This is a genomic window from Polyangiaceae bacterium (assembly GCA_020633235.1).
Taxonomy (GTDB): domain Bacteria; phylum Myxococcota_A; class Polyangia; order Polyangiales; family Polyangiaceae; genus JACKEA01.
Window position 1 is genome coordinate 330,567 of the sequence record JACKEA010000001.1, and the last position, 23,510, is coordinate 354,076.

Below are 23,510 nucleotides of genomic sequence, written 5' to 3' on the forward strand. Positions count from 1 at the left end.
GCACGGTGTGCGATCGTGCTCGGGATGTTCGCGGACAGCTCAGACATCACCGCAGCGTTGCGGCCGTTTCGCGCCGAGCTCGACGAGCGCGGCCTACTGCCGCTGGAGAGTGCCCGGGCGGCGCTGAAGGCCGCGCTCGGCACCCCACGCGATTCAGAGGAAGCCGATCGCATCTGGGCCAGCGTGCTTTCCCTGGCGGACGTGCCCGAGCTGATAGAAGCGACCGCTCAGCTGAGCTGGACGGGGTTGGTGCGCGGCAATCCCAACTTCGCACTGCTGGACCGCTACGGCGACGCGCTTCTAGATTGGATCCGAACGCGCGTGGACGATGGCGTGCTGTCAGGTGACCCGGCGTGCGTGGCAGACTGCCTGCTGGAGATGTCCGAGCCCGCCGTCTTGGACTTTCTGCTCGGGCTCCAGGGATACGCGGGCGACTCTCCGCGCCCTCCGGAGAAGCAACGCAACACCTTGCTCCGCCGTTGGGTGAGCGCCCATCCCCGTGTCTCAACGCTTCCCATTTTCGAGCGGGCGAAGATCGAGGAAGGGGAGGGAGGCCTGTACGCGTGGCTCTTGGGCATCCTCGCGGACGCGGCGCCGGGCTCGACCTTCGCCCGCATCGCGCGCGAGGCCGGCGAAGTCGAGGCCGAGCGCGTCTTCGCCCGCTTCCAGCTACCGCGAAAGCTCGCGGTGGAGAAGATCCTGGCTGCTCTGGATCGCGCAGTGGACAATGCGGCCTTCTGGCCCCGCTTCTCGTTCGGGGACGACGATCGCGGCGAGTACTTCGGTCTGCGCCTGCTGGTCGTCCGGGAGCAGGGAGGCGACGCTTGGGCCATCGTGCTCGAGCGACTGCAAGGAGCTGCGCCGGAATCATTGTGCGTAGAGCGGCGTCAGCTGAGCGGTTTCGGGGGGCATGTCGAACAGGTGAACGTACCGCTCGATATCTTGGACGATGCCGGCGGCCGCGTGCGCGTGGTGGGCCCTGCGGGAGAGCTCGCCCTGAGCACCGAGCAGTTGGAACATTCGTCGCTGCAACCCGATCTCAGCAGCGAGCCCAACACGGTCTGGCGTCTGCGTCGCAACGCGATCCGCGCATATCTCGAGCGCCACCCCGGCGCCCTCTGGCCGCCGGTTTCGGAGGTGCTGTCGGACGCGCTGCCGTTTCCTGCCGAAGCACTGGTCATCACCACCGACTTCGAGCACGTGGTGGGCGGCGCCCTCCCGAGCGAGTCAAAGTGCTACCGATCCGCGGTGGAAGCGCTGGTGCGTGATGACGCAACACTGTTCGAGCCCGGTGAGCCAAACACGCACTGGAGCCGCCACGCACGCTACCGGAGTCAACTCTCGCAGAACTGCTGAGTACAAACGCCGCCCGGGGGCGTGCACATCCCGCAGCTTGCGTTGCAGCACACCTGCCCCGCGGGGCAGGTGACCTTGCCGCACGCTTCGCCGGCCGGCATTGCAGGCGGACCGGCCTCGGGCTCCTGACACACGCCAGCGCAGTCGCGACCGCCGCGCTTGGGGTCGCAGCCGTCCGACGGGTCGTCCACGCACTCGAGTCCTTCCATGCACATGAAGCCGGCGTAGCCTCCGCACAGCTCACCGAGCTTGTGCGGCGCACGCGGATCCGCGTGTTCACTGGTGGGCGTCGGCGCCGCCGGCGCCGTCCCGGGAGCAGGTGCGTGGGGTGGCGCTTCCGGCCCCGCGACGCCTCCACAACCGAAGGCGACGATCCCGGCCAAGCTGATCCATGTGATGCTGCGCACGATACCTCCTTGCCTGACGAAAGGCGTTGCCAACGAGATGGCAAAGACCAGACCACTCGGGAGTCGGCGGTCTTCTCGGGCGATGTGGGACGGGTCGTCACGGGGCGCCGCGCCTCGAGTGACAAATGTCCGCGCGCACCTCGTGGCAGTGGCATACGACTTGAATGTCACGCGGGCCAGGAGGTGGCGAATGCCCCAAGCGTGGTCGCCGAAGGACGAACGGCAGTATCAGGAAGTGAAGAAGAGCGCGGAAGGTCGTGGCAAGTCGCCGAACGTGGCGAAGGAGATTGCCTCGCGAACCGTGAACAAGCAGCGCCGCAAGGAAGGACGAACGCCGAACGCGAGGTCGCAAGGGACCGGCAATCCGAACCAGCGACTTGAAGAGCGGACGGTGGACGAGCTCCGCAATCGTGCGCGCGAGCTCGGCGTGGACGGACGTTCCAAGATGGACAAGCACGCCCTCGTGCGAGCGATCCGCGCCCTCGAGTGAGCGAGGCAGACTGACAGAGCGGGGCGTTTCCGCGGCGGACCAACAAACCAATCAAACAGCGACGGTGAGCTCGGCGAGGTAGCCGGCGCTCGGGCTCCCGCTGAGCGTTGCCATCTGGTGAGCCACGCCATCGGAGAAGACGTTGTCCGTAGCGAGGGAGATCTGGCTCAGGTTGGTGACGCTCTGCTCGTAGCCGCTCTGTCCGTAGACGACGTTGCTGGTCGACTCCGGGAAGGCGAGCTGGGAGGTGCTCACGGCGTTCGCGCCACCCGTGGCGGCGGTCAAGCTGTCGTAGATCTCGAAGTGGATGTGGGGCCAACGGCCAGCGTAGCATCCGGGGTAGATGGTCGTGAAGCTGACCTTGCCGCCGGCGTCGGACGCCTGCACGCCACGGAGATAGTTCTCGCTGGCCGCGGCGGGGGAGTACATCGAGTAGTTGCCGTCGCGGTCGCAGTGCCACAGGTACACGGCGCGGTCGGCCAGGGGGGCGCAACCGCTCGCGTCCACCAGCGTGAGCGTGACCGTGAGGAGCACGCCCTGAGCCACGCCACTGGCGCCGGCGATGCTGCTGCGGATGTCGCTGCGCACGACGCCGGAGAGCGAGAGCGCATCGGGGCCATTGGTTCCGTCACCCGGGAAGGGCCCGGCGGTCTCCTGGGGGATCTGGGTGCAGGTCCCGCTGCCGCCCGAGCCGCCGCTTGCGCCGCCTCCCGTGCCAATGGTTCCCGCCATGCCGCCGGAACCCGCGGCCGCGGAGGAGCTGCCGCAGCCCATCAGCGGGATCAGGCCGAGTCCGCCGACGAGCTTCAGGAATTGTCGCCGCGGGGCGGTTCGGGCGAGAGTTTCGAGGTCTTGGAGCAAGCGGGGGAGATGGCTCATGGTTGTGCTGACCAGTCAAACCGGACGTGCCGTTAGGCTTGTTCTGCGATTTTTCTAACGCTGGGTCCACGCGGGCTGTCTTCAGGTAGGAACCGAGCGCAACTTGCCCATCGACGAGCGAGCCCCGGCCCTGGTGGCCCGTGCCCGACGCGGCGATCCCGCCGCGTTCGACGAGCTCGTGCGCGGCTATTTGCGGCCCGCCTACGCGGTGGCCCTGGCCATCGTGGGGCGACCCGCGGACGCTGAAGACATCGCCCAGGACGCGTTTTGCCTCGCCTTCGAGAAGCTCGACACCTGCCGCGACCCCGGCCGCTTCTCGGGTTGGCTGCTGACGATCGTGAAGAACCAGGCGAGGAACTGGCTCGCCAAGCGAAAGCTCCGAGACGTGTCTCGACTGAGCTCGCCCCCCGAGCAGCCGGACGAGGGCGATGGACCGGACACGGGGGCGCTGCGCGAGCCGCTGCTCGCGGCTCTGAATCTACTCGGGGAAGCGCAGCGGGAGGTGGTCTTGCTGCACGACCTGGAAGGCTGGACGCACGGCGAAATCGCCGGGGCGCTGGGCATCTCGGAAGTGATGTCGCGCCAACACCTGTTCGTCGCTCGCAAGAAGCTGCGCGCGGAGCTCGAGGGCGGTCTCTCGGAGGAGAGGAAACATGGCTGAAGAAGAGAAGGTCGATCTATCGCCGCTGGATCCGGCGAGAGATCCCGAACGTTGGAATCGCATGGTGCAGAGCGTGGCGAGTCGCGCTCTTTCGGCGCACCAGGCGAAGAACACCTTGGCCCATCAGCTGAGCGCTTGGGGTCGGCCCGCGCTGGCCGCCGCGGCAGCCCTGGCCATCGTCAGTTGGGCGCTCGCCTGGTCGACGGAACGCCCCGCGACCCAGGCTCGAGCCGAGAGCACGGCTCCGGCGTTGCAGCTCGCGAGTTGGGCCGCCGGGGGCGAGCTGCCGGAGACACCCGAGATGCTGAGCGTGCTGGGGGGAAGCAATGAGTGAGCCGAGGAACATTCGCCTGATGAGCGCGCTGCTGCTGGTGGGCACGTTCGCCGCGGGCACGGTCACGGGGGCCGGGATCCAGCGCTACTTTGGCCGCCCGCCGCCGCCACCGCACCATCCGAGAGGCGGGCCGCCGATGTTCGGGCCGCTCCCGCTCGAGCAACTGGATCTGTCGTCGGAGCAGCAGACGAAGATCCGCGCCATCGTCGAGAAGCACCGGCCTGAGCTCGAGAAGATCTTGAAGGAGAGCTTCCCCAAGGTGCGGGCCGTGAACGACGAAGTGGAGAAGGAACTGCGGACGGTGCTCACCGCCGAGCAGCAGAAGAAGCTCGACGAGCTGAAGCGCCACCGCCCACCGCCGCCTCCCGGCGGCCCGCCGCCAGGTGGTTTCGGTCCTCCCGGCGGTCCACCTCCACCGCCCCCCCCGGACTAACGCCGCACCGACCTCGGCTGTCCTCGGTGCATGAAGCTTCGATGGCTGCCGTTCGTGGTGCTCGCCTTCGCCGCTGCGTGTGGCGGGAGCGAGCCTTCCACGGAGGTGACCTGCGATCGGAGCGACGCCGGCGACCCCTGCGATTCCGTTGCCGACGACGAGCTCACCGCCGACCAGTTGGAACACCATCTCGACGATCTCGAACGCGAGATCCAGGAGCCCCGTCCATGAACGTGAAGCTGCTTGCGATGTACCTGGGCGCGATGACCGTGCTCACCGCACTACCCACCACGGCGTGCACTTCTTCGCACGTGCCCGAGCCCAAGGCCGAGGGGGATCGCCCACCCCACGGTCCTGGCGGCCCGCACCACGGCCCTCCAAAGGAGGCGGTGGAAGCCTGCAAGAGCCGGAAGCAAGGCGACGAGTGCAGCTTCAAGATGCACGACGACACGGTGACCGGGACCTGTGAGAAGGGCCCCGAAGGCGACACCTTGGCCTGTCGTCCCCAAGGCGGTCCGCCGCCGCCGCAGCGTTGAGCCGACCCCGTGCCGCGTGCCATGCTGGCGCCATGCGCTGGCTTGCGATTTCGTTGCTGTTCGTTGGCTGTCCCCAAACGAGCAGCCCCGCGCCCCCGCCCACCGCGGATCATGAAGCAAACCCCGTCACGATCGCGCCGCCGCCGCCCCCTTCGGCGTCGGCGCCCGTGGCGGTGGAGCCTGCTCCGCCCAGCAGCGGGCCGCTCTCCGTCACCGCGCTCCGCAAGCTGGAGCCCGCCCCCGAGACCACCCACACGCTGACGGGCTACGTGGTCATGCGCTACACCTGTCCGCCGTGCCCGCCCGGTGCCCTGTGCAAGCCCTGCATGGGTAACAACTTCGTGCTCTCCGACGATCCAGAGCCGCACGAGACCTACGACATCGACCAGTCCGACGTGATCGTCTTCGCCGACGATCCCATGCAGTTCGAGGTCGGTCAGAAGGTGACGATCCAGGTCAAGGTGCTCCGGCGCCAGATGAGCAATCGAGGCATCCACGATCTGGAGCTGGTGGTGGAAGAGTGCCCGCACTCATCGCCCGTTGCCGGCGCCGAGTGTCACCGTCCTCGGGATCGCGTGTGCACCTACCCCAGCGGTCGCCAAGACTGCCGACGAAACATCGCCACCTGCGCGGACGGCCGTTGGACCATCGACTGCATCGACTGACTATTGTTGGTGCGGCGCGAATCCCGTCGCGCCGCGGACGTCATTGGTCGCCGGGGAGCACGAAAACGCGAGCATCAACGGATAGCGCCACCCCGAAGTGTTTCGTCGTCATGGCGGAGGTGAATGCGTACCCCTTGGCACGCCGAATTCGAAGATCCGGCGTGCCAGCCTGTGCCGAGCTGTGACACCGACGTTCAGAGCTTCGTGCTCGCCTCGAGCTCGATGGCACGCTTGTACGCCGGGCGCTCGATGCAGCGAGCCGCATAGCCGAACAGCACCGGGTCATCCTTCAGCATGCCGAACTCGCGCATGTACTGTGCGCTCATGCCCATGAGTACGTCCGCTCCGGTGAAATGCTCACCGAACAGGAAGGGGCCCTTCTCCACCCCTGCGCGAAACACCTCCAACATCAGATCCCAGCTGCCCCAACCGTAGGAGCTCGGGTTCGACGGCAGATTCGCGAACTTCTCGCCCATCGCCGGCTCGACCACGGAGTTGGTGAACATCAGCCATTGGAGGTAGGCGCCGCGGTTCGGATCGCCGACGGAGATGCCGAGCTTCGTCTCGGGGTACTGATCCGCGAGGTAGGTGGCGATGGCACCGGAGTCCCACAGCCGCACCGGCCCGTCTTCGAAGGCGGGCACCTTGCCCATGGGCGAGATCGCGCGAAACGCGGGATCGTTCTTGGCCTCGGCGTCGCGGATGTTCTGCACCACGCGCTCGTAGGGGAGGCCGGACTCCTCCATCAGCCACAGGATTCGGAGTGAGCGGGTTTTCGGGCACCAGTAGAGCTTCATTGGGTGTTCCTCGAGTGTTGGTTCCAGCCGAGGAAACCACGAATTGAGGACGGATTCCGTCCTTTGAGCCCGCAAACGAGAAAACCCCGCGGGCCCTAGAGGGCTCGCGGGGTGACGTGGCCGCGGCGGACCAACAAAAGAAGCCGAAAAGGCTACTTGAACGTGATGCGCAGGGGCTTGAAGCGGATGCCTTCGATGCGCGTGTCGTCCTTCGGATTGAGGTCATCACTAATGTCCGGGCCGCCGGTGTCGCCCACGATGGCGAAGGTGGCGACGGGGCCGGACTTGGGAGCCACGACGTGCACGTGATTGCCTTGCGAGATCAGGTACGCAGTCCCTTGGATCACGCGGTTGGCCATGTCGCGCATGGCGCGCTTCTCCGGCGTGTTGGCTTCCATGGCGGCGGTCGGACTGCCGAACATGAGCACGGCTTCCGTCACCTTCTGGAAGGTCTGCAAGAACTTCAGGTAATCCTCGGACGGAGCGAGGAGCTGGAACCCGGCCGGCTTGCTGAGGAAGTTCACACTGGAGTAGGTGGAGTCGAGGATCTTCGCGATCTTCTTCCCTCCGGGCGCAGTGTAGACCACGCGATCCCAGGAGCCTCGCGTCTCGCTCCAATCGGACTTCGTCTCCTTGGCGTGAAACCGGATCTTGGCCACGATGCTGCGTTGGTCTCCCGAGATGGCCAGCGTCACGCTGGAGTCCACCCGCGGGCCGTTGCCGCCGAACTCGCGGTCACCACCGAGCAGCTCGTTGGGAACCAGGGGCTTCTGAATGTCGGAGAGCTTCACCGTGTGCGCCATGGTGAAGACCTTCGGCTTGGGCATCTTGACGGTCGGCGCTGCCTCCGCCGGGGCCGATGCGGCCGCGGCCATCCCGAAAAAAGCACCGAGCATCAACGTCTTGTGAAGAAGGCCCCTGGAAATCATCGTCGCGTCTCCCTGTGCAAAGGCCCGGAGGTTCCGGGCGGTTTCATCGAAGCCCGTACAAGCTAGGCAACGGCGACGGGGCTCGCTTGAGCGCACCCTGAGGAGATCCTCAACTTCACGTGATCTCGCCCTGGAATCCCGCCCCAGTCGGTCAGTGACCGGTTCCTCTTGGGCGAGAAGGTACGTGAGCGAGCTATGAAGCGCGCATGTCGAGCTTCCGAGTATCGGTCGGTGTGCTGTTGGTTCTGGGCGCTTGCCAGCAACGCGAATCCCCGGCGAGCGGCTCGGCGCCGTCCGCGACCGCGCCGGCGCCGTCTTCCAGCACTGCCGTTCTCGGCAAGACGGCGGTCGAGCCGTCGGCTTCGGCGCTGAAGTCGGCTCCTCCCTGCGAGGAGGATTGGGACTGCAAGGCGCAGAGCGGCTGCAAAGCGGTGTGCACCCGCACGTCCGCGACTCGCATGAAGTACTGCCAGGTCGAGGTCGTGAGCTCCAGGGTGGGGGACGGCCCATGCATCGGCAATCGACTCGGGGTGTCGACGTCGCGCACGTTCAAGGACGACGTCATGGCGACGGCCGTGCTGTGCGACGTGGGCGCGGACGTGTACTGCGACGAAGATGCCGGGGCCTGCGCTCGGGCCAAGAAGGTCGGAGAGCAATGCTGGCTCGACAGCGAGTGCGGCAAGGATGGGGAGTGCGCGGACCACAAGTGCGCAGTAGCCGCTTCCACGGGGCAGTCGTGCAAGGACCGACGCTGCAAGATCGACTCCTTCTGCGACGACAAGAACCGCTGCCGGAAGGTCAAGGCGATCGGCGCCGACTGCTCCGAGTCCAAGGAGTGCGAGTCGTTGAGCTGTACCGGCAAGTGCGTTCCGAAAGAGGAAAAGACGTGTAGTGTCCGGCCGCCGAAGTCGTTGCCCTGAGCTCAGAAGCTTTAGCCGACGCCATACAGCGGGCTGATGCGATTCACGACGAACATGTGGTGGATGCCGAGATACGCTCCGAACCCGTGGCGTCGTCCGAGTAGGCGGAGAGGTTCACTCGACCCAGTATCCCAGGGACGAAGAGCCGCTCTCCGCCCATCTCCACTCCGCCGAGTGGGCATGCCCTCGAGCTCGATCAAGGGCGAACTGTAATGGGCCCCACTCCGCCCCGCCGCGGTTCTTGCCGAGGTGCGCTTGAAAACCAGCGCAGGGCGGCGAAGGTGGTTCCGCGGCGGACCGACAAAATCAGGGAGCGGAACGGCGGTGGGAGCGGGGCGCCTCGTCGCTCACTGGGGAAAGGACGCTCACGTTCTTGGGGGCTTGCAGCTCGGGGGGCAATCCGCTGCGTAGCGCTTCCACGAGGGCGTCGGTGATCTCGCGGCGAGCCTGCTCGCGGGTCACCACCACGCCGATCTGGCGTGCGGGCTCCGGGGTGGCGAAGCGGCGCAGCTGGCCCGCGCGCTGCGAGAGGGACAGTGTGCGGCTCACGAGATCCGGCAGCACCGTGATGCCGACGCCGGAGTCCACGAGGCCAATCAGTGTTTCGAAGGAGCTGCACTCGAGATTGACGCGGAAGCTCTCGAAGCTGGAGCTGCGATCGGCGCTGCACAGGTGCAAGACCTGGGTGCGAAAGCAGTGCCCCTCACTCAGCAGCCACACGTGCTCCCCGACCAAATCTCGCTGTCGAATTCGGGAGCGCTCCGCAAGGGGATGCGACGGCGGCAAGTAGACGAACATCGGCTCGTGGGCGATGACCATCTCGTGCACGCCGGGAACCTCCAGCGGCGTGGCGGCAAGGCCAGCATCCAGCGTGCCCTCTCGCAAGCGGCGGAGCAGACTGTCGGTGGGCGTTTCTTCGATGGACAGCTCCACGCGCGGATGGGTAGCGGTGAAGCGTCGCAGAAAGAGCGGCACGAAGGTGGCCAGCAGCGTGGGGATCACGCCCAAGCGATAAGGACCGGAGAGGCCGGTGTCGGCTGCGGCGATGGCGCCGATGCGCTCCACGTGCTCGAGCACGATGCGCGCTTCCTCCACGACTTGGACGCCGCGCGCCGTCGTCACGATGGGCTGTCGCGAGCGGTCGAAGATGGCGACGCCGAGCAGCTCCTCCACTTTCTTGATCTGCGTGCTGAGGGCGGGCTGGGAGACGTGGCAAGACGCCGCAGCATCGCGAAAGCTGCGATGGTGCTCCACTGCAACCAAGTAGCGAAGCTGCTGAATGGTGAGTGCCGATAGGTTCACGTTATCGCGCCATCGCCAGTACGAAATTGCTCGGAAACGCCGAGAGGGAGAAGGGGGCTTTCCGACGTGGAGGCTATCACGAGGACTCATCGGCTGCTCCTGGGAGCGGCGTCCATAACGCTGTGCGGCGCAGCGCCCGCCGATCCCAGCCACGGCGCGCTCGCGGTGAAGGATCAGGAGGCGATGATGACACCGTAGATGAACAGCTCGAGCCCGCTGGGTGTTCGGTAAGCCGACGTACTGGGCCCACGGATCTCCGGCGCGGCGCCCGGCGGCGCCGAGCCCGCTCAGGGCGAGGCGGAGACGTACCCGAAGTCCCAGGCGCAGCTCGGTCGCGTGGCGTTGCTTCGCGTCATGATCAACTGGTGCATCGAGCACCCCGTGCGCGGCAAGCCCCTCAGCTCCGACGACCCCAAGATGCGCGCCCTGGAGGCGTACATCCTCGATCAGCGCAAAGGCAAAGAGCTGAACTACGGCAAGCACTGACGTTCACAGCGGCTCGCTCTCGAACTTGCAGCACACGTTGCCGTCGTCATCCGCCGTCAGCAGGCGCAACACGACGTCCCACTCTTGCTCGCGCCGGATCAGCTCCACCACGCCCGCATTCAGTGTGGTGACGGGGTTCGTGTCGTGCCCCCCGACACCCGGCAGGAGCTCGAAATCGAGGTCGTGCTTCCCGAGCTTGCCGATGAATCGCGGCAACAGCGCGATGGCGCGATTGACCATCTCGCTCTCCCGGTTGGTCAGGGCGCTCGACACCAGCTGAACCATCCCGCCGACGCGGGCTACGGAGCCCACGTGCACGTCTCCACCCAGCAGCAGCAGCTTCTGTCGGGGATGGCGCTGCCGATGTTGGGTCAGCAGGTCCAGAAGTCGTTTGCGGGCGTGATGAACGGCCGGATACGACCAGCGATCTTGGATGTCGTTGCCGGATGGGATCAACGCACCCGCCACGTGCGCCGCAGGATCCGGAACGTGGGCTAGCGGAACCGTGAGCACCAGCATGAACACGGGGGCGCCACCGTGCTCCGTCAGGAAGTCACGGAGACGCGCGAGCTGCGCTTCGCCGTACATCTCGATCCGGTCGCCGACGTTTCGCTTCTCGGAGCGCAGGTCCATCACGTAGCTGGCGATGGGACCGTACTCCCAGCCGTAGTCGAACGCAGTTCCTGCGGCGTCCAGCGGCGCCATTCGGCAAGCTTGATAATCGTGGAAGGCATCCAGGGCGCCACCGAGAACCCGCTGCCACTCGGGGTTCGAGTGCTCTTCCAGCGTGCCGAAGTTGTCGGCGATCTCGTGGTCGTCGAGCATGGGGTAGCAGGGGAAGGCCGACTGCAGGCGCTGGAAACCGGGAACGCTCCAGTAGGTGCGATGCCGCTGGTGAAGGACCCGCCGCACCTCTTCTCGCGTGCACTGCAAGAGGGACTTGCGTCCAGACGGCGCAATGGTCTCGAAGTACGAAGCGTCGAACAGCGAGCGCGATTCCGGCAGGTCCGTGTACATCTGGTCGCCCATCAGCAGCATGCGCTTCACGCCGTGGCTTCGAAGCGCGTCGACCAGGACGTTCAGCAGCCGGGTCGCCTTCTCCGAAACCCGGCCGTCCTCGTCGAAGGGTTGGTGGCAGCTGGCCACGCCGATGGCAAACCGCTCCGGAGCCGCTCCCGGCGCGGGGGAGGTTTCGAAGCGTGCGGCTTCCAGCGCCTGGCCGTTCCGATCGAGGAGACGCATTCGGTAGCCGATGCCTGGGAAGAGCGCGGACGCGTTCGGGAAGTCGTTGGGATAAGCCGCCGTGGCGGTGTGATCCGCGGCCGCATCGGTTTTCGGAACCGGCCCGCGAAACAGCGCACCGCCGCCCGGTCCGGTGATCTCCAGAGTGCGCACGCGGCCTCCGCCATCGCGAAACCAGAAGCGAGTAGATTGCTGGTCCGTGCGTCCGACGGCGAGGAACGTGTCGCGCTCGAGAACTTCGAAACCCTCCATGAGGGTGCGTCAATTTGCAGCATTTGTGCCGCTGAACGCCAAGCGGTTTTGGCACCTTCCGGAGGCACATGGCCTCACCCGCGGCAAATTGCTCCGCCCCGTGGGAGAGGGAATGTCGGGGCGGCGCGGAACCTCGCGTCGCCCCGACCGTTCCTCAAAGGCTCTGCCCGCCGGACACCTCGATGCGCTGACCCGTGATCCACGCCGAGCCGGGGGAGAGCAGCAGGGCGACGGCCGCACCCACGTCGTCCGGCTGACCCACGCGGCCAAGCGCCGTGGCCGCCGCGACCATCGCGTTCACCTGCGGGTTGTCGCGGACCACTCCACCGCCAAAGTCCGTGGCGATGGCGCCCGGGGCCAGGGTGTTCACGGTGATCTTGCGCTCCCCGAGCTCCTTGGCTTGATAGCGCGAGAGCACCTCGATGGCGCCCTTCACCGCGGCGTAGGCGCCGTAACCGGGCAGCGTGAAGCGAGCGAGCCCGCTGGAGACGTTCAGGATGCGACCGCCGTCCCGCAGCAAGGGGACCAACTTCTGGGTCAACAGGAACGGCCCCTTCAGGTGGATGTTCACCAGCGCGTCCAGCTGCTCTTCTGTGGTCTCCAAGAAGCTGGCGTGGAGGCCGGTGCCTGCGTTGTTCACCAGGTAGTCGAAGCGATCGCTGTCGAAGCTCGAGCGGAGCTCCTTCTGCAGGCGCTCCACGAAGTTGCCAAACGTGGAAGCGTCCGAGACGTCCAGCTGCAGGGCAGCGCAGCGGGCGCCGGCTTCGCGAGCGTGCTTCACCACGGCGTCGGCTTCGTCTGCGCGGGAGCGGTACGTGATGATCAGATCCACGCCCTGCTTTGCCAGGTGCTCGGCCATGCTGCGGCCCAAGCCGCGGCTGCCGCCGGTGATGAGTGCGATGGGTCGTTGTGAGTTGGCCATGTCTCGTCCTTTCGACGCTGAACCTAGGCGCTCGGCGCAGGTATCAGTAGAGGCCAAGGGTCAGACGGATTGTCTCGAAATGTGAGACAATCCCGAAATGGACGTCGATTCCCTGCGGATCTTCCTGAAGGTCGCGGAAACCGAAAACCTCACCCGCGCCGGTGAGCATTTGGGGCTGCCCAAGGCGCATGTCTCGCGGAAGCTCGGGGCACTGGAGGCCAGCCTGGACGCGCGCTTGTTCCATCGCTCTACCCGCGTGGTGCGCCTCACTCCGGACGGCGAGACGCTGGTGCCTCGAGCGCGCGCCATCGTGCGGGAGGCGGACGAGATCGGGGCATTGTTTCGAGGCGGGCGGCGGCTACGGGGGCGCGTGCGCCTCGACCTGCCCCAGAACCTGGCGCGTCGCTTCGTTCTGCCGACGCTGCCAGAGCTCTTACAGCGCCACCCGGATCTCGAGCTGTTCGTCAGCGCGACGGATCGCATCGTCGATGCGGTTGGGGAGGGCTTCGACTGCGTGCTGCGAGTGGGGGCGCTGCCGGACATGGAGCTCACCCAGCGCAAGCTGGGCGAGCTCGGCATGGTCAACTGCGTTTCCCGAGGCTACGCCGAGCGGCGAGGGGTCCCGAGATCGCTGGAGGAGCTCGACGCGCATTTGCTGGTGAACTACGCCTCCCGCCTCGGCGGCGAGACGCCTTCGTTCGAGTACCAGGCCGAGGGCAAGACGCAGCATCGCACCATGGCGTCGTCGGTGACCGTGAACAGCACGGACGCCTATCAGGCCGCGTGCCTGGCGGGCCTCGGCATCGTGCAAGTGCCGCTGCTCGGTATGCGGGAGCTCATCGCGAGCGGCGACATCGTGGAGGTGCTGCCCGCGCATCGCTGTGCCCCGATGCCGGTCTCGTTGCTGCACACCCATGGTCGCCGCGCCCCCAACCGCGTTCGCGTGGTGATGGAGTGGATCGCCGACGCTCTCGCCGGACACCTCAACTGAGCTCGGCCAGGCGCCGCTCGAGAAAGCGCCGCTCGCTGTCGTTGCCGACCAGCTCGAGGGCACGAGCGTAGCTCCGCTTCGCACCCGCAGAGTCGCCCAGGCGGCGCAGGAGCTCAGCCCGCGCGGAGTGCAGCAAGTGATAGCCCTCGAGCTCCTCCAGGGTCTCGATGATCTCGAGACCTGCCCCCGGCCCCTCCACCATGGCCACGGCGACGGCGCGGTTCAGCTCCACGACGGGCGACGGCGCCACTTGCCGGAGGCGATCGTACAGCGCCACGATGGCGGGCCAGTTCGTGTCGCCCGCCTTTTCGGCCCGCGCGTGCTCCGCAGCGATGGCCGCTTGCAGGCCAAAGGGGCCGACGGCGCCTGCCACCAGCGGCAAGGCTTCGGCGATCGCGCGCTGATCCCAGAGCCTCCGGTCTTGGTCCTCCAAGAGCACGACGTCGCCCGCAGCGTCCAAGCGGGCAGCACGTCGCGAGTCGTGGAGCAGCATCAGCGCGAGGAGCCCCTTCGCTTCGGGCGGAGCGGGGTCGAGCAGCTCCAGGATCAGGCGCGCGAGCCGAATGGCCTCGCTCGACAGGTCGGTCCGCAGCAAGGACTCGCCGCGGGTCGCCGCGTATCCTTCGGTGAACACCACGTAGATGACCGTCAGCACGGCGTGGAGCCGCTCCGGCATCTGGCCCGTTTCGGGCACCACGTAGGGAATGCCGGCGTCGGTGATCTTGCGCTTCGCGCGGACCAGCCGCTGCGCCATGGTCGTCGGTTGAACCAGGAACGCCCGCGCAATCTCGTCGGTCTCCAGACCCAGGAGCGTGCGCAGGGTGAGGGCGACCTGCGCCTCCAACGCCAGGGCCGGGTGGCAGCAGGTGAAGATCAGCCTCAGGCGATCGTCCGGGATCTCCAGCGCTTCTCCGGGCGCCGCGGTGTCTTCTGCGTCGAGGCGCTCAACCTTCGCCCGCAGCACCTTGCCTCGACGGATCTTGTCGAGAGCAATGTGGCGCGCCGTCTGCGTCAGCCAGCCCCGCGGATGCTCGGGGATGCCTCGTTCCCGCCAGCGCGACACCGCCGCCTCGAAGGCTTGCTGGGTCGCTTCCTCGGCCAGGTCGAAATCACCCGTCAGGCGGATGATCCGGGCTACCAAGCGGCCCCACTCGGCGCGGTAAATATCCGAAATCAAAGGGTCTATCCCCTTGGCCATGGCCGAGCATAGAAAAAATGTGAGACCGCTGTCGATCCGCCTTGCTGCCATTCGATCCCAAGGCGGAGGTCCCAACCATGAAGTACATGATCCTCACCTATCTCGACGAAAACGCCTGGCTCGCGCTCTCTCCCGAGGAGCAAGAACGGCAGATGAACGCCTGCGCGCCGCACATCGAGCAGCTCCTGAAGCAGAAGAAGCTGCTGGCCGGCGCGCCGCTCCACCCTACGACCACCGCCACGACGATCAAGAACCGCGACGGCAAGCGGCTGGTCTTGGACGGGCCCTTTGCCGAAACGCGCGAGCAGCTCGGTGGCTACACCATCATAGAAGCGGACGATCTGGACGACGCCATCGCCATCGCCGCGGGCTTCATCGGCGAGAGCACCCTGCCTACCCTCGAGCTCCGTCCCATCGTCGACTTCGACGGCACACCGGTGGCGCCATGAGCACTGTCTTCGTGCACCTGGGAGTGTCCCAGGATGGCTACATGGCGGGTCCGAATCGAGGGGTATCGACGCCCATGGGTGAGGGGGCCCACGCGATCCACGATTGGGTTTTCGAGCAGCGCACGTTCCGGCAGGCCCTGAAGCTCGGCGATGGGGGCGAAACCGGCGCGGACAATGCCCTCCTCGAGCACACCTTCGCGCGCATTGGCGCCAACATCATGGGCAAGCGCATGTTCGACGAGGGCGAAGCGAGCTGGCCGGAAGAGGCTCCCTTCCACAACCCGGTGTTCGTGCTCACCCACGAGCAGCGCAAGCCGTGGCCTCGCCCCGGCGGCACCACCTTCTACTTCGTGAACGACGACCTTCATACGGTGCTGGCGAAGGCGCGTGAAGCCGCGGGCGAAAAGGACGTGCGCATCTCCGGAGGTGGCGACATCGTTGCCCAGTACCTGAACGCCGGCCTGGTCGAGGAACTGCGCCTGGATCTGAGCCCCGTGTTGCTCGGCGCTGGGCTCCGGCTGTTCGACGCCGTCGACCCCCAGCGCGTGAAGCTGCAGCTCGCCGAGGTGACCAGCTCCCCCCGCGTCACCCACCTCGAGTACTCCGTGAGCTCCCCCTCCACATCTTGATGTTGGTCCGCCGCGGAACCACCCAGACGAAAGACACATGAAGAAGGCGAAGAAAGTCACGAAGACCGCGAACGAGGTGGACGCTTTCGTGGCCACCGTGGACGAAGCCTGGCGCGCCAAGGTCGACAAGCTTCGCGCTGCGATCCTGGCGTCCGACCCGGGCGTCACGGAGCGTATCAAGTGGCGTGCGCCGAGCTTCTGCTACGCCGGGGACGATCGCGTGACCTTCCGCTTTCCGCCGAAGGGCGGCGTGCAGCTGATCTTCCACCGCGGCGCCAAGGTGAAGTCCACTCGCGGCTTCGAGTTCGAGGACGCGAGCGGGCTCATCGAGTGGGCGGCGGCGGATCGGGGCGTCGTCGCCTTCGCGACGCCGGCCGACATGGCGAAGAAGACCGCCGCGGTGGTGCGCCTCGCCAAGGCGTGGATGAAGGCGACTCAGTAGCTCGGCAGCTCGAGGTCGTCGCGCACGGTGCTGCCCAAGATGGCGTTGGCCAGAAAGGGTATCGCCATCGCGTGGATGCTCAGGTCTCGGATCGTGAGCCGCAGGCTCGTCTTGGGCGCGAAGAAGTCCAGCATGCGCAGCGCGGACGCCTGCTTTTCTTCCAAGAACGGGCGGAGCTTCGCTTCATACTCGCGGAACGCCAATTGATGATCGCCCTGGGCACGGTGCAGCTCGCCGGCCAAGAAATGGGCTTCGATCATGGCCAAGCCCGTGCCCTCGCCGCCGAGCAGGGAGACGCACGCGGCGGCGTCCCCCACCAGCGCGACGCGCCCGCGCGTCCAGCCGTCCATGCGGATCTGGCTCACGCGGTCGAAGTACACGTCCTCGTGGTCCATGCAGTCGAGGATCTCCGGGACCTCCCACGCGAGCTCGCCGAACACGCGCCGCAGGGTGGCCTTGGCATCCTGCTCCGGGCCGTCGTCCAAGAGCTCCGAGCGAAACACGAGCAGCACCAGCGTTTCTCCGCCGCGCAGGGCGATGCGCGATACGTGCCGCGTGGGAACGGTGTGCGAGACGTACACCAGCTCGTCGCGATGCGGATAGTCGCGGATGCGGAAGGCGGCCACGTGGCAGCCGAGGTGCCGCTCGAAGGTCGACTCCGGCCCGAACACGATGCGTCGCACCTGCGAGTGCAGGCCGTCCGCGCCGATCACCAGGTCGAAGCGCTCCCGGGTTCCGTTGGACAGCGTCGCGCTCACGCCGTCGCCGTCGTGGTCGAGGCCCACGACGGACGTCGCGAAGTGCGTCGGAATCCCTTCGCACGCGCGGTACAGGGTGGCCGCGAGATCTCCTCGCGCCAGGCTCACGAAACGTCCTTCGAGCTCGTCCCGCAGCGGAGCCAGCGGCATCGCGGCCGTTTCCCGGCCGTGCTCGTCCACGACGCTGAGCCGCTCCATGCGGTAGCCGCGCTCTCGAAGCTCCGGTAGCACGCCCATGCGCTCCGCGATCTCGTAACCCAGACCCCAAAAGTCGATGACGTAGCCACCGGTGCGCAGCTCCGGCGCCTTTTCGAACAGCACCGGCTCGTGCCCGAAGTGCCTGAGCCAATAGGCGAGGGTCGGGCCTCCGACGCCCACTCCGTTGATCGCGATTCGCATGCGATCCAGCGTAGAGCACCGCGCCGCATCCGCCGTTGACGGGCCGCGCCAAATCCAGTGGTAGTTCGCGCCACTGCGCTCCGCGCGGCGGCTTCCGCGTGATCACGGAGTCAACGGGCTTCGTCGGGGAACGACTCGACGCCGTGCAATACGCCACCCAGCGGGCGTCGACCGCACCAGGTCGTGGTAGGTCACGGTGCCGCAAGTGCCGTCGCTCCGCACGCCCAGCCCCTTGGAGATCACCTGCACGTCCGCGTTCACCATCCCGATCACGACCACGTTGGTCACGTGGTGCCCCAGCGGGTTCTTCTCGCCCAACTCGAGGGCCGCGCGGCGAATCGCCTCTCTACCTCGAAGTTCACCGAGTCCGAACGCGGACACGTCGTAGATGACGTCGTCCGTGAAGAGCTCGCCCAGTCGATCGAGCTCTCCGTTGTCCATTAGACCCACTGTTCACCTGGGTTGACCACAACAGACGCCATTCTGGAGAGAACGACTGACGGTCGCGCCGCCGTTGCCGCGCGTCGTTCGAGGGCGGGCGCGCGCGGCCTTGTGAGCCAAGCGACCGGAAGAGCGCAACACGAGACGAGCGCGAACGGACGACAGAAATCGACACCGCGAAAGCGAATTATGTTGACGAGCTTGCGGACGCTCCGCGCTCTCATTTCGCCGATCTGGTTCGCACAGCGCCTGCACAGCGCATGTGTGCCCAGTGGTGGCGAGTTCGAAACGAAATCGATCTTCGAAGTGTCCGCGCGCTCGAAAGCGCAGCCAGGGGGCGCTGAAGAAGGCGAAATTTCCCGTGGTATGCCGGAAGGAAACCACGGGGGTTCATCATGTCATCGTCCAAAGCCATTTCCGTAGAGCTGTCTGCCACCGAGCGCACTGCGCTCTCCGCACTTCAAGACCTCTCCAATCGCGATCTCTGGTCCAGCGCGGTCGTTGCCAACGCCGGGCGGCGCAAAGCGATCGCGCACTTGGTCGCGCACCTCGCCGAAATCGACCGACGTGGTGTTGGAGGAGGCAACCGGTTGGAATGGTCGCGGCACGGGGTTGGGCCCCCGTGCGGGGTGTGGGGCGCAGCCCCACCGAGAATGCCGGCGGGGCCGGCGCCGACTGGCATCGAATGAGCACAGGCGCGGGGCGCTGTCGGTCTGGACACGTAATTCAAGCCTACTCCTCCATGTACGACTTCTGCGTGCGTGGCCTGGGGATGAGCGAGGGCACGGCGTATCGGAGCATCGCCGGGGCGCGGGCAGCGCTGTCGTTTCCGGTGGTGCTTTCGCTACTTGCTAGCGGAGATTTGCACCTTTCCGGGCTTTCGCTCTTGGCTCCGCGACTCACGCAGGACAATCACACTGCGCTGCTGGGAGAAGCCGCCGGCAAGACCAGCGCGGGGATTCGCGTCGTGCTCGCGCGCTGGTTCCCGAAGCCCGACGTCCCGGACCGGGTCGAGCCCAGAGCAGGGAAGGGGTCGCGGGCCGGCGTGGAGCCGCTCTCGGAAGGGCGCTTCGAGGTGCATTTCAGCGCCGGAGAGAGCCTGAAAGCGAAGCTCGAGCACGCCCAGAATCTGATGAGCCACGTGAGCCGGGAGCTGGAGGTCGTGATCGAACGGGCGCTCGACGCGCTGATTCGCGAGCTGGAGAAGAAGCGCTGGGGCAAGACGGACAAGCCGCGCCGCTCCCGCGGAACGAAGCCGGGCGAGCCCGGCCGTGCAGCCCGGCGCGAGGTGTACGAGCGCGACGGTGCCCAGTGCTGCTTCGTGTCGGAGTCCGGGGTGCGCTGCACGGCGACGGCGTTTCTCCAGTACGACCACATCGAAGCTACCGGCATCGGTGGTGGCGATGGATCCTCCAATGGTCGGCTGTACTGCGCCAGCCACAATTTGAATGCGGCCAAGAAGACCTTCGGTCGCGAGTACGTCGAAGAGAAGATTCGCCTTCGTCAGCGAAGGCGTTCAGAGGCTGAGGACGCCGAGTCGCGGGAGAAGCAAGACAAGCTCCTCCTGGCGCTCACGAGCCAAGGCTCCAAGAAGGCCGAAGCCAAGAAGGCGACGGAAACGCTCGCTCGAGAAGCGCGCACTCTCTCGCGAGAAGAGCTGCTTCGGCGCGCCCTGGCGCTGCTCGTTCCGCGATAGGCGGGCTGATTCCGCGCCGAATCGACAAGCCACCCGACAAAAAGATCGTCGTTGAGCCGCCGCTTTGCGAGAGAGGACCAACTCAGGTGAGCACTGGGGTTAGATGTCCGTGGAGGTTCACGAGCTCGTGGATCAAGATGCGGTCTTCGCTGGTCATCGTCGTCTTCATACTTGGTTGGCCGCGCCGCGCCACGCGGTGTTTCCGCGGCGGACCGACATCAAAATGGAAAGGGTGCGGCAGCTACGGCAGCAGGATGCGGCCGGGCGAACCCTGCGTGCCGTTCTCCGTGTGGCAGGCGTTGCAGTCGCCGCTGGGCACCGCCGCCGCCATGGCGCGCGTGGCCCCTTGATGACGGACTTCGGCGTGGATGGGCAAGGTGAGGGGGCCGCGGTAGCTGAAGTTGCCGGCGGCGTTGGTTTCCAGCGTCAAGGTGCGGCCGTCGGCGTCGCTGACCACGACCTGGGCTCCGGCGCTGCCAAAGCAGCCGTTCTGCTCGTGTTGACCGGCGAACACGGTCCCCGCCACTTCGAACTGCGGGCCTTCACCTTGGCCGTGACAGGCGATGCACGCTTGCCCGGGTTGCATCAACGCGGACTCGGCGTTGCCTCCGGTCCAGCGCGTGCCGCTGGCGCAGCTGGGATCCGGTGTGGTGGATGCTTGGTCCTCGCCCTCACCCCCGCCACACGCACCCGCAAGAAGAGCCAAGAGCAACGCCAACCATCGCCGCATGTCCCGTTAGTGGACCGAGACTGCAAATGGCAGGCACGCTTTGGAGCAGCAGGATGTTGGTCCGCCGCGGAAACATCGCGTGGACAGCACGCTGCCGACACCTCAGGGGCCGGCGGGTAGCAGCGGGAGGCCGGGCACGCCCACCTCCAGGCGCTGGACGCCGCGCTGATCTGCCGGGGTGAAGGGCACCACGGCGAGGAGGGCGGCGTAGAGCGTGGTCTCGCCGAAGGCGCCTTGGCCAAAGGCGATGTTGGCGATCACGCGATTCGAGACGGAGATGAACGGGCGGAGCTCCTGCCCACCCGCCGGCAGCACCTGCACGGCGCTCTCCTCCAGCGAACCGCCCTTTTGCTTGTCGACGATGACGTAGAGGTTGTCCTCGGCGTCGAAGGCGAGGCCGTCGCCCGCAAGGCCCAGGCCGCCCACCACTTGCTCCGGAGTGTCCAGGCCGCCGCCGCTGATGTCGACGCGGTAGAGCGCGGCGTTGTCCGTCACCTCCACGTTGGTGAAGTTGCAGAACAGCCGCGTGTTCTCGGTGAGCACGTAGGCGTAGTGGCCCTCACGATCGACGGCGATGCCGTTGGGGCCGCTCTCCTTCGAAGGATCCAGCTGCAAGGTGGCCACCACGCTGGAGGTCTTGGGGTCGTAGCGCACCAAGTCCCCCAAGCACGAGTCGCTGAACAGCACGTCGCCGTTGGGCGCCAGAGCGACGTAGTTCACCAGCTGCAGCGGCTCGCTGCCGTTGGTGTCCGTCACCAGACTCACGGTCTTGTCGGACGCGACCTTCAAGAGCGCACCGCCGTCGCTGTCGGCCACGTACAGGTTGCCCTGGCCATCCGCGGCAATGCCGAGGGCGCGGCTGATGGGCGTGCCGCTCAGCGTCCAGGCTTCGATGTTGGCGTTTTCGTCGAGGGAGAGGATGTCTGCGCCCACGCCCAGGAGCAGGCGACCGCCCATGAAGGCGAGATCTTCGGTGCTCACCGTGTTCTGTTGCGCCTCGAGGTAGGCGTTCACGTCGCCGAAAGGCTCCGGGGAGTAGGGCGTGTCCACCTTCGCGCTCACACTGGCGCCGAGCTGGAGATCACGGCCTGGAGCCGCGAGGGTGAGCTTGTTCTCGATGGGCGGAATGCCCAGCGTCCACGCGATCTGCACCACGCCGCTCGCGTCCGAGGTCGCGGAGGTAGCGTCGACGGAGCCACCGCCGAGGTCGACACTGATCTCGAAGGGCTCGTTCGCGACGGGCTTGCCGCCCTTCGTGAGGCGCGCCTCGAGCGTCAGATCAGACTGGCTCGTTGCCTCTGCCGGCGGCGCGGTCACCCAGGTCAGCGCCAAAGCCGACGATGGCGTTTCGTCGTCCGAGCCCGAGCACCCCAACACCACCAGCGCGGCCACGCACCCCAAAGCCAGGCGATAGCTCATGGCGCACGTCTAGCAATCGGCCCTGGCGCTCGCAATTGCAGGCGTCAGGTGGCGAACCGCCGCCGGCGGCCACCCTTCGCCACCCCCTAAAGCTGGGCTTTTCTCGGGCAATCCGCGCGGCATGCGTCCTGCTGTGGGGAGGGGCATGGTCGCCACCGCTCAAACCTCCGCCACCATTTGCGGTAAGCCGTTGGGGCTCGCCACCGCGCACACCAGCGCGCTCATCGGGCTGGAAACGCAGCCCATTGCCGTAGAGGTGTGCGCCACTCGCGGGCCCAGCATGTTTCAGCTCGTGGGGCTCGCCCACGCGGCGGTACGCGAGGCGCGCGTTCGTGTGGCCAGCGCGCTGGCGGGCATCGGCGTGCTGATGGACGAGCACGCGATCACGGTGAACCTCGCGCCCGCCGATCTGCGCAAGAGCGGCGCGGCCCTCGACGTGGCGATGGCCCTGGCGGTGCTGGGCGCCCTCGACAAGCTTCCGGCCAAGTCCCTGGACAACGTGCTGGTGCTCGGGGAGCTCGCGCTGGACGGCACCCTGCGCTCCGTTTCCGGCGTGCTTCCCCAGCTCGAGGGAGCGCGAGCCCGGGGTGTGGCGTTCGCCATCGTTCCCAGTGGCAACGCGCGGGAAGCCGGACTGGTGCGGGGCATGACCGTGCGCACCGCGGACAGCGTGGCCGAGATCGTGGAGGCTCTGCGCGGAAACCGCGAGCTGCCGCGGGTTCCGCCTACCGTGTACTCGCCCGGCGACGCCGTGCGCTTCGGCGACATGAGCGAGGTACGGGGTCAATCCGAGGCACGCCGCTCGCTGGAGGTGTCGGCTGCGGGCGGTCACAACCTGCTGATGGTGGGGCCCCCGGGCGGCGGCAAGACGCTGCTCGCGCGCCTGTTGCCGTCGATCCTGCCGCCGCTCACCTACGAGGAAGCCATCGAGGCCACGGCGGTGCACTCCGTGGCCGGGCTCATCGATCCGGATCAAGGCATGGTTGCGTCCAGGCCGTTTCGCGCGCCGCACCACTCGGTGAGCGACGCCGGGCTCGTGGGCGGTGGCGACATTCCGCGTCCCGGCGAGATCAGCCTCGCCCACCACGGCGTGCTGTTCCTCGACGAGTTGGCGGAGTTTCGGCGTAGCGCCCTCGAGTCCCTGCGGCAGCCGCTGGAAGACGGCCTCGTGTGCATCTCCCGCGCCCGAGCGCGCGCGTGGTTCCCCGCGCGGCCGCTGCTCACCGCGGCGGTGAATCCGTGCCCGTGCGGCTACTACGGTCATCCGCATCGGGATTGCCGCTGCTCGCCGGAGGCGCGCCGCCGCTACCTGGCGCGGCTCAGCGGACCGCTCATGGATCGCATCGACATCCACGTGCAGGTGCCTCCGGTGGAGGTAACGGCGCTCACGCGTGGTGCACCTGGCGAAAGCTCCGGCGTGGTGCGCGAGCGCGTGCTCAGAGCCCGCGCGGTGCAGGCCGCGCGGCGTGAGGCTGGATTGACGCGCGCACGCAACAACGCCGAGCTCCCCGCGCGCGAGCTGCCTGTCATCGCCGAGCCGGATGGCAAGGCCACTCGAACGCTCGAAAAGGCGATGAGCGATCTCTCGCTGTCCGCCCGGGCCTACGTGCGCGTGCTGCGCGTGGCCCGCACCCTCGCCGATCTCGACGGACACCCGCGGGTGCGCGAGCGGCACGTGGTCGAGGCGCTGCAGGGACGGATGCTCGACCGCGAAATCATGCCCTGAGTCTTCCTGGGCTCGGCGCGT

28 protein-coding genes are annotated in these 23,510 nt (G+C 67.0%); 16 read left to right on the forward strand and 12 right to left on the reverse strand.

Annotated elements, in window-relative coordinates:
- Positions 1-15: 15 nt before the first annotated feature.
- Positions 16-1,356, forward strand: coding sequence for a hypothetical protein (locus H6717_01525; protein ID MCB9575691.1), 1,341 nt, complete (start codon positions 16-18; stop codon positions 1,354-1,356).
- Here the strand turns inward: H6717_01525 and H6717_01530 are convergent.
- Positions 1,335-1,763, reverse strand: coding sequence for a hypothetical protein (locus tag H6717_01530; protein ID MCB9575692.1), 429 nt, complete (start codon positions 1,761-1,763; stop codon positions 1,335-1,337). The genes H6717_01525 and H6717_01530 overlap by 22 nt on opposite strands.
- A gap of 190 nt (positions 1,764-1,953) precedes the next feature.
- Between H6717_01530 and H6717_01535 the strand changes: the two genes are divergently transcribed.
- Entirely contained in the window at positions 1,954-2,253 is a 300-nt protein-coding gene (locus H6717_01535) for an addiction module toxin RelE (GenBank protein MCB9575693.1), read from the forward strand.
- 51 nt (positions 2,254-2,304) lie between these two features.
- On the opposite strand, the gene H6717_01540 is transcribed toward H6717_01535, so the two are convergent.
- Positions 2,305-3,132 (reverse strand): hypothetical protein, encoded by an 828-nt coding sequence (locus tag H6717_01540; protein ID MCB9575694.1) that lies wholly within the window; start codon positions 3,130-3,132, stop codon positions 2,305-2,307.
- A 133-nt stretch (positions 3,133-3,265) separates the two neighbouring features.
- Between H6717_01540 and H6717_01545 the strand changes: the two genes are divergently transcribed.
- The 6 genes from H6717_01545 to H6717_01570 are packed head-to-tail and all read left to right on the forward strand — an operon-like array spanning position 3,266 to position 5,761.
- On the forward strand, positions 3,266-3,793 hold the full coding sequence (locus H6717_01545) for a sigma-70 family RNA polymerase sigma factor (protein MCB9575695.1): 528 nt from the start codon (positions 3,266-3,268) through the stop codon (positions 3,791-3,793).
- Entirely contained in the window at positions 3,786-4,127 is a 342-nt protein-coding gene (locus tag H6717_01550) for a hypothetical protein (GenBank protein MCB9575696.1), read from the forward strand. Before H6717_01545 ends, H6717_01550 begins: the two co-directional genes overlap by 8 nt.
- Positions 4,120-4,560, forward strand: coding sequence for a periplasmic heavy metal sensor (locus tag H6717_01555; GenBank protein MCB9575697.1), 441 nt, complete (start codon positions 4,120-4,122; stop codon positions 4,558-4,560). The genes H6717_01550 and H6717_01555 overlap by 8 nt, the downstream gene beginning before the upstream one ends.
- A gap of 30 nt (positions 4,561-4,590) precedes the next feature.
- On the forward strand, positions 4,591-4,791 hold the full coding sequence (locus H6717_01560; GenBank protein MCB9575698.1) for a hypothetical protein: 201 nt from the start codon (positions 4,591-4,593) through the stop codon (positions 4,789-4,791).
- Positions 4,788-5,096 (forward strand): hypothetical protein, encoded by a 309-nt coding sequence (locus H6717_01565; protein ID MCB9575699.1) that lies wholly within the window; start codon positions 4,788-4,790, stop codon positions 5,094-5,096. The genes H6717_01560 and H6717_01565 overlap by 4 nt, the downstream gene beginning before the upstream one ends.
- A 32-nt stretch (positions 5,097-5,128) precedes the next feature.
- The gene (locus tag H6717_01570; protein ID MCB9575700.1) at positions 5,129-5,761 is read left to right on the forward strand and encodes a hypothetical protein; all 633 of its coding nucleotides are present in this window, start codon (positions 5,129-5,131) and stop codon (positions 5,759-5,761) included.
- Between the two features lie 194 nt (positions 5,762-5,955).
- Here H6717_01570 and H6717_01575 read toward each other — a convergent pair whose 3' ends face one another.
- The gene (locus H6717_01575; protein ID MCB9575701.1) at positions 5,956-6,558 is read right to left on the reverse strand and encodes a glutathione S-transferase; all 603 of its coding nucleotides are present in this window, start codon (positions 6,556-6,558) and stop codon (positions 5,956-5,958) included.
- Positions 6,559-6,710: 152 nt separating this feature from the next.
- Complete coding sequence (locus H6717_01580) at positions 6,711-7,433, reverse strand: hypothetical protein (GenBank protein MCB9575702.1); 723 nt, start codon at positions 7,431-7,433, stop codon at positions 6,711-6,713.
- A 260-nt stretch (positions 7,434-7,693) separates the two neighbouring features.
- On the opposite strand from H6717_01580, the gene H6717_01585 reads away from it, so the two are divergent.
- Positions 7,694-8,407: a hypothetical protein gene (locus H6717_01585; protein MCB9575703.1), complete on the forward strand. Its 714-nt coding sequence runs from the start codon at positions 7,694-7,696 to the stop codon at positions 8,405-8,407.
- Between the two features lie 306 nt (positions 8,408-8,713).
- Here the strand turns inward: H6717_01585 and H6717_01590 are convergent, their stop codons facing one another.
- The gene (locus H6717_01590; GenBank protein MCB9575704.1) at positions 8,714-9,709 is read right to left on the reverse strand and encodes a hydrogen peroxide-inducible genes activator; all 996 of its coding nucleotides are present in this window, start codon (positions 9,707-9,709) and stop codon (positions 8,714-8,716) included.
- A gap of 252 nt (positions 9,710-9,961) precedes the next feature.
- Between H6717_01590 and H6717_01595 the strand changes: the two genes are divergently transcribed.
- The gene (locus H6717_01595; GenBank protein MCB9575705.1) at positions 9,962-10,195 is read left to right on the forward strand and encodes a hypothetical protein; all 234 of its coding nucleotides are present in this window, start codon (positions 9,962-9,964) and stop codon (positions 10,193-10,195) included.
- Between the two features lie 3 nt (positions 10,196-10,198).
- Here the strand turns inward: H6717_01595 and H6717_01600 are convergent, their stop codons facing one another.
- Positions 10,199-11,689 (reverse strand): alkaline phosphatase D family protein, encoded by a 1,491-nt coding sequence (locus H6717_01600; protein ID MCB9575706.1) that lies wholly within the window; start codon positions 11,687-11,689, stop codon positions 10,199-10,201.
- A 154-nt stretch (positions 11,690-11,843) separates the two neighbouring features.
- A complete protein-coding gene (locus H6717_01605; protein ID MCB9575707.1) occupies positions 11,844-12,611 on the reverse strand; it encodes an SDR family oxidoreductase in 768 nt (255 codons plus the stop codon).
- 97 nt (positions 12,612-12,708) lie between these two features.
- On the opposite strand from H6717_01605, the gene H6717_01610 reads away from it, so the two are divergent.
- Positions 12,709-13,602, forward strand: a complete 894-nt coding sequence (locus tag H6717_01610; protein ID MCB9575708.1) for a LysR family transcriptional regulator — start codon at positions 12,709-12,711, stop codon at positions 13,600-13,602.
- On the opposite strand, the gene H6717_01615 is transcribed toward H6717_01610, so the two are convergent.
- A complete protein-coding gene (locus H6717_01615; protein MCB9575709.1) occupies positions 13,595-14,800 on the reverse strand; it encodes an RNA polymerase sigma factor in 1,206 nt (401 codons plus the stop codon). The genes H6717_01610 and H6717_01615 overlap by 8 nt on opposite strands.
- A gap of 77 nt (positions 14,801-14,877) precedes the next feature.
- Between H6717_01615 and H6717_01620 the strand changes: the two genes are divergently transcribed.
- The 3 genes from H6717_01620 (at position 14,878) to H6717_01630 (ending at position 16,320) form a co-directional block, all read left to right on the forward strand.
- The gene (locus H6717_01620; protein ID MCB9575710.1) at positions 14,878-15,249 is read left to right on the forward strand and encodes a YciI family protein; all 372 of its coding nucleotides are present in this window, start codon (positions 14,878-14,880) and stop codon (positions 15,247-15,249) included.
- Positions 15,246-15,878, forward strand: coding sequence for a dihydrofolate reductase (locus tag H6717_01625; protein ID MCB9575711.1), 633 nt, complete (start codon positions 15,246-15,248; stop codon positions 15,876-15,878). Before H6717_01620 ends, H6717_01625 begins: the two co-directional genes overlap by 4 nt.
- A gap of 88 nt (positions 15,879-15,966) precedes the next feature.
- Positions 15,967-16,320: a DUF1801 domain-containing protein gene (locus tag H6717_01630; GenBank protein MCB9575712.1), complete on the forward strand. Its 354-nt coding sequence runs from the start codon at positions 15,967-15,969 to the stop codon at positions 16,318-16,320.
- On the opposite strand, the gene H6717_01635 is transcribed toward H6717_01630, so the two are convergent.
- Positions 16,314-17,477, reverse strand: a complete 1,164-nt coding sequence (locus H6717_01635) for an FAD-binding domain (GenBank protein MCB9575713.1) — start codon at positions 17,475-17,477, stop codon at positions 16,314-16,316. The genes H6717_01630 and H6717_01635 overlap by 7 nt on opposite strands.
- Before the next feature lie 102 nt (positions 17,478-17,579).
- A complete protein-coding gene (locus tag H6717_01640; protein ID MCB9575714.1) occupies positions 17,580-17,918 on the reverse strand; it encodes a nuclear transport factor 2 family protein in 339 nt (112 codons plus the stop codon).
- A gap of 742 nt (positions 17,919-18,660) precedes the next feature.
- Here H6717_01640 and H6717_01645 point away from each other — a divergent pair.
- Positions 18,661-19,614 carry a hypothetical protein gene (locus H6717_01645; protein ID MCB9575715.1) on the forward strand — a complete coding sequence of 318 codons (954 nt, stop codon included), beginning with the start codon at positions 18,661-18,663 and terminating at the stop codon, positions 19,612-19,614.
- A gap of 241 nt (positions 19,615-19,855) precedes the next feature.
- On the opposite strand, the gene H6717_01650 is transcribed toward H6717_01645, so the two are convergent.
- Both H6717_01650 and H6717_01655 read right to left on the reverse strand, forming a co-directional pair.
- Complete coding sequence (locus H6717_01650) at positions 19,856-20,344, reverse strand: hypothetical protein (GenBank protein ID MCB9575716.1); 489 nt, start codon at positions 20,342-20,344, stop codon at positions 19,856-19,858.
- A gap of 102 nt (positions 20,345-20,446) precedes the next feature.
- Complete coding sequence (locus H6717_01655; protein MCB9575717.1) at positions 20,447-21,763, reverse strand: SMP-30/gluconolactonase/LRE family protein; 1,317 nt, start codon at positions 21,761-21,763, stop codon at positions 20,447-20,449.
- Between the two features lie 145 nt (positions 21,764-21,908).
- Between H6717_01655 and H6717_01660 the strand changes: the two genes are divergently transcribed.
- Complete coding sequence (locus tag H6717_01660; GenBank protein MCB9575718.1) at positions 21,909-23,489, forward strand: YifB family Mg chelatase-like AAA ATPase; 1,581 nt, start codon at positions 21,909-21,911, stop codon at positions 23,487-23,489.
- Positions 23,490-23,510 lie beyond the last annotated feature (21 nt).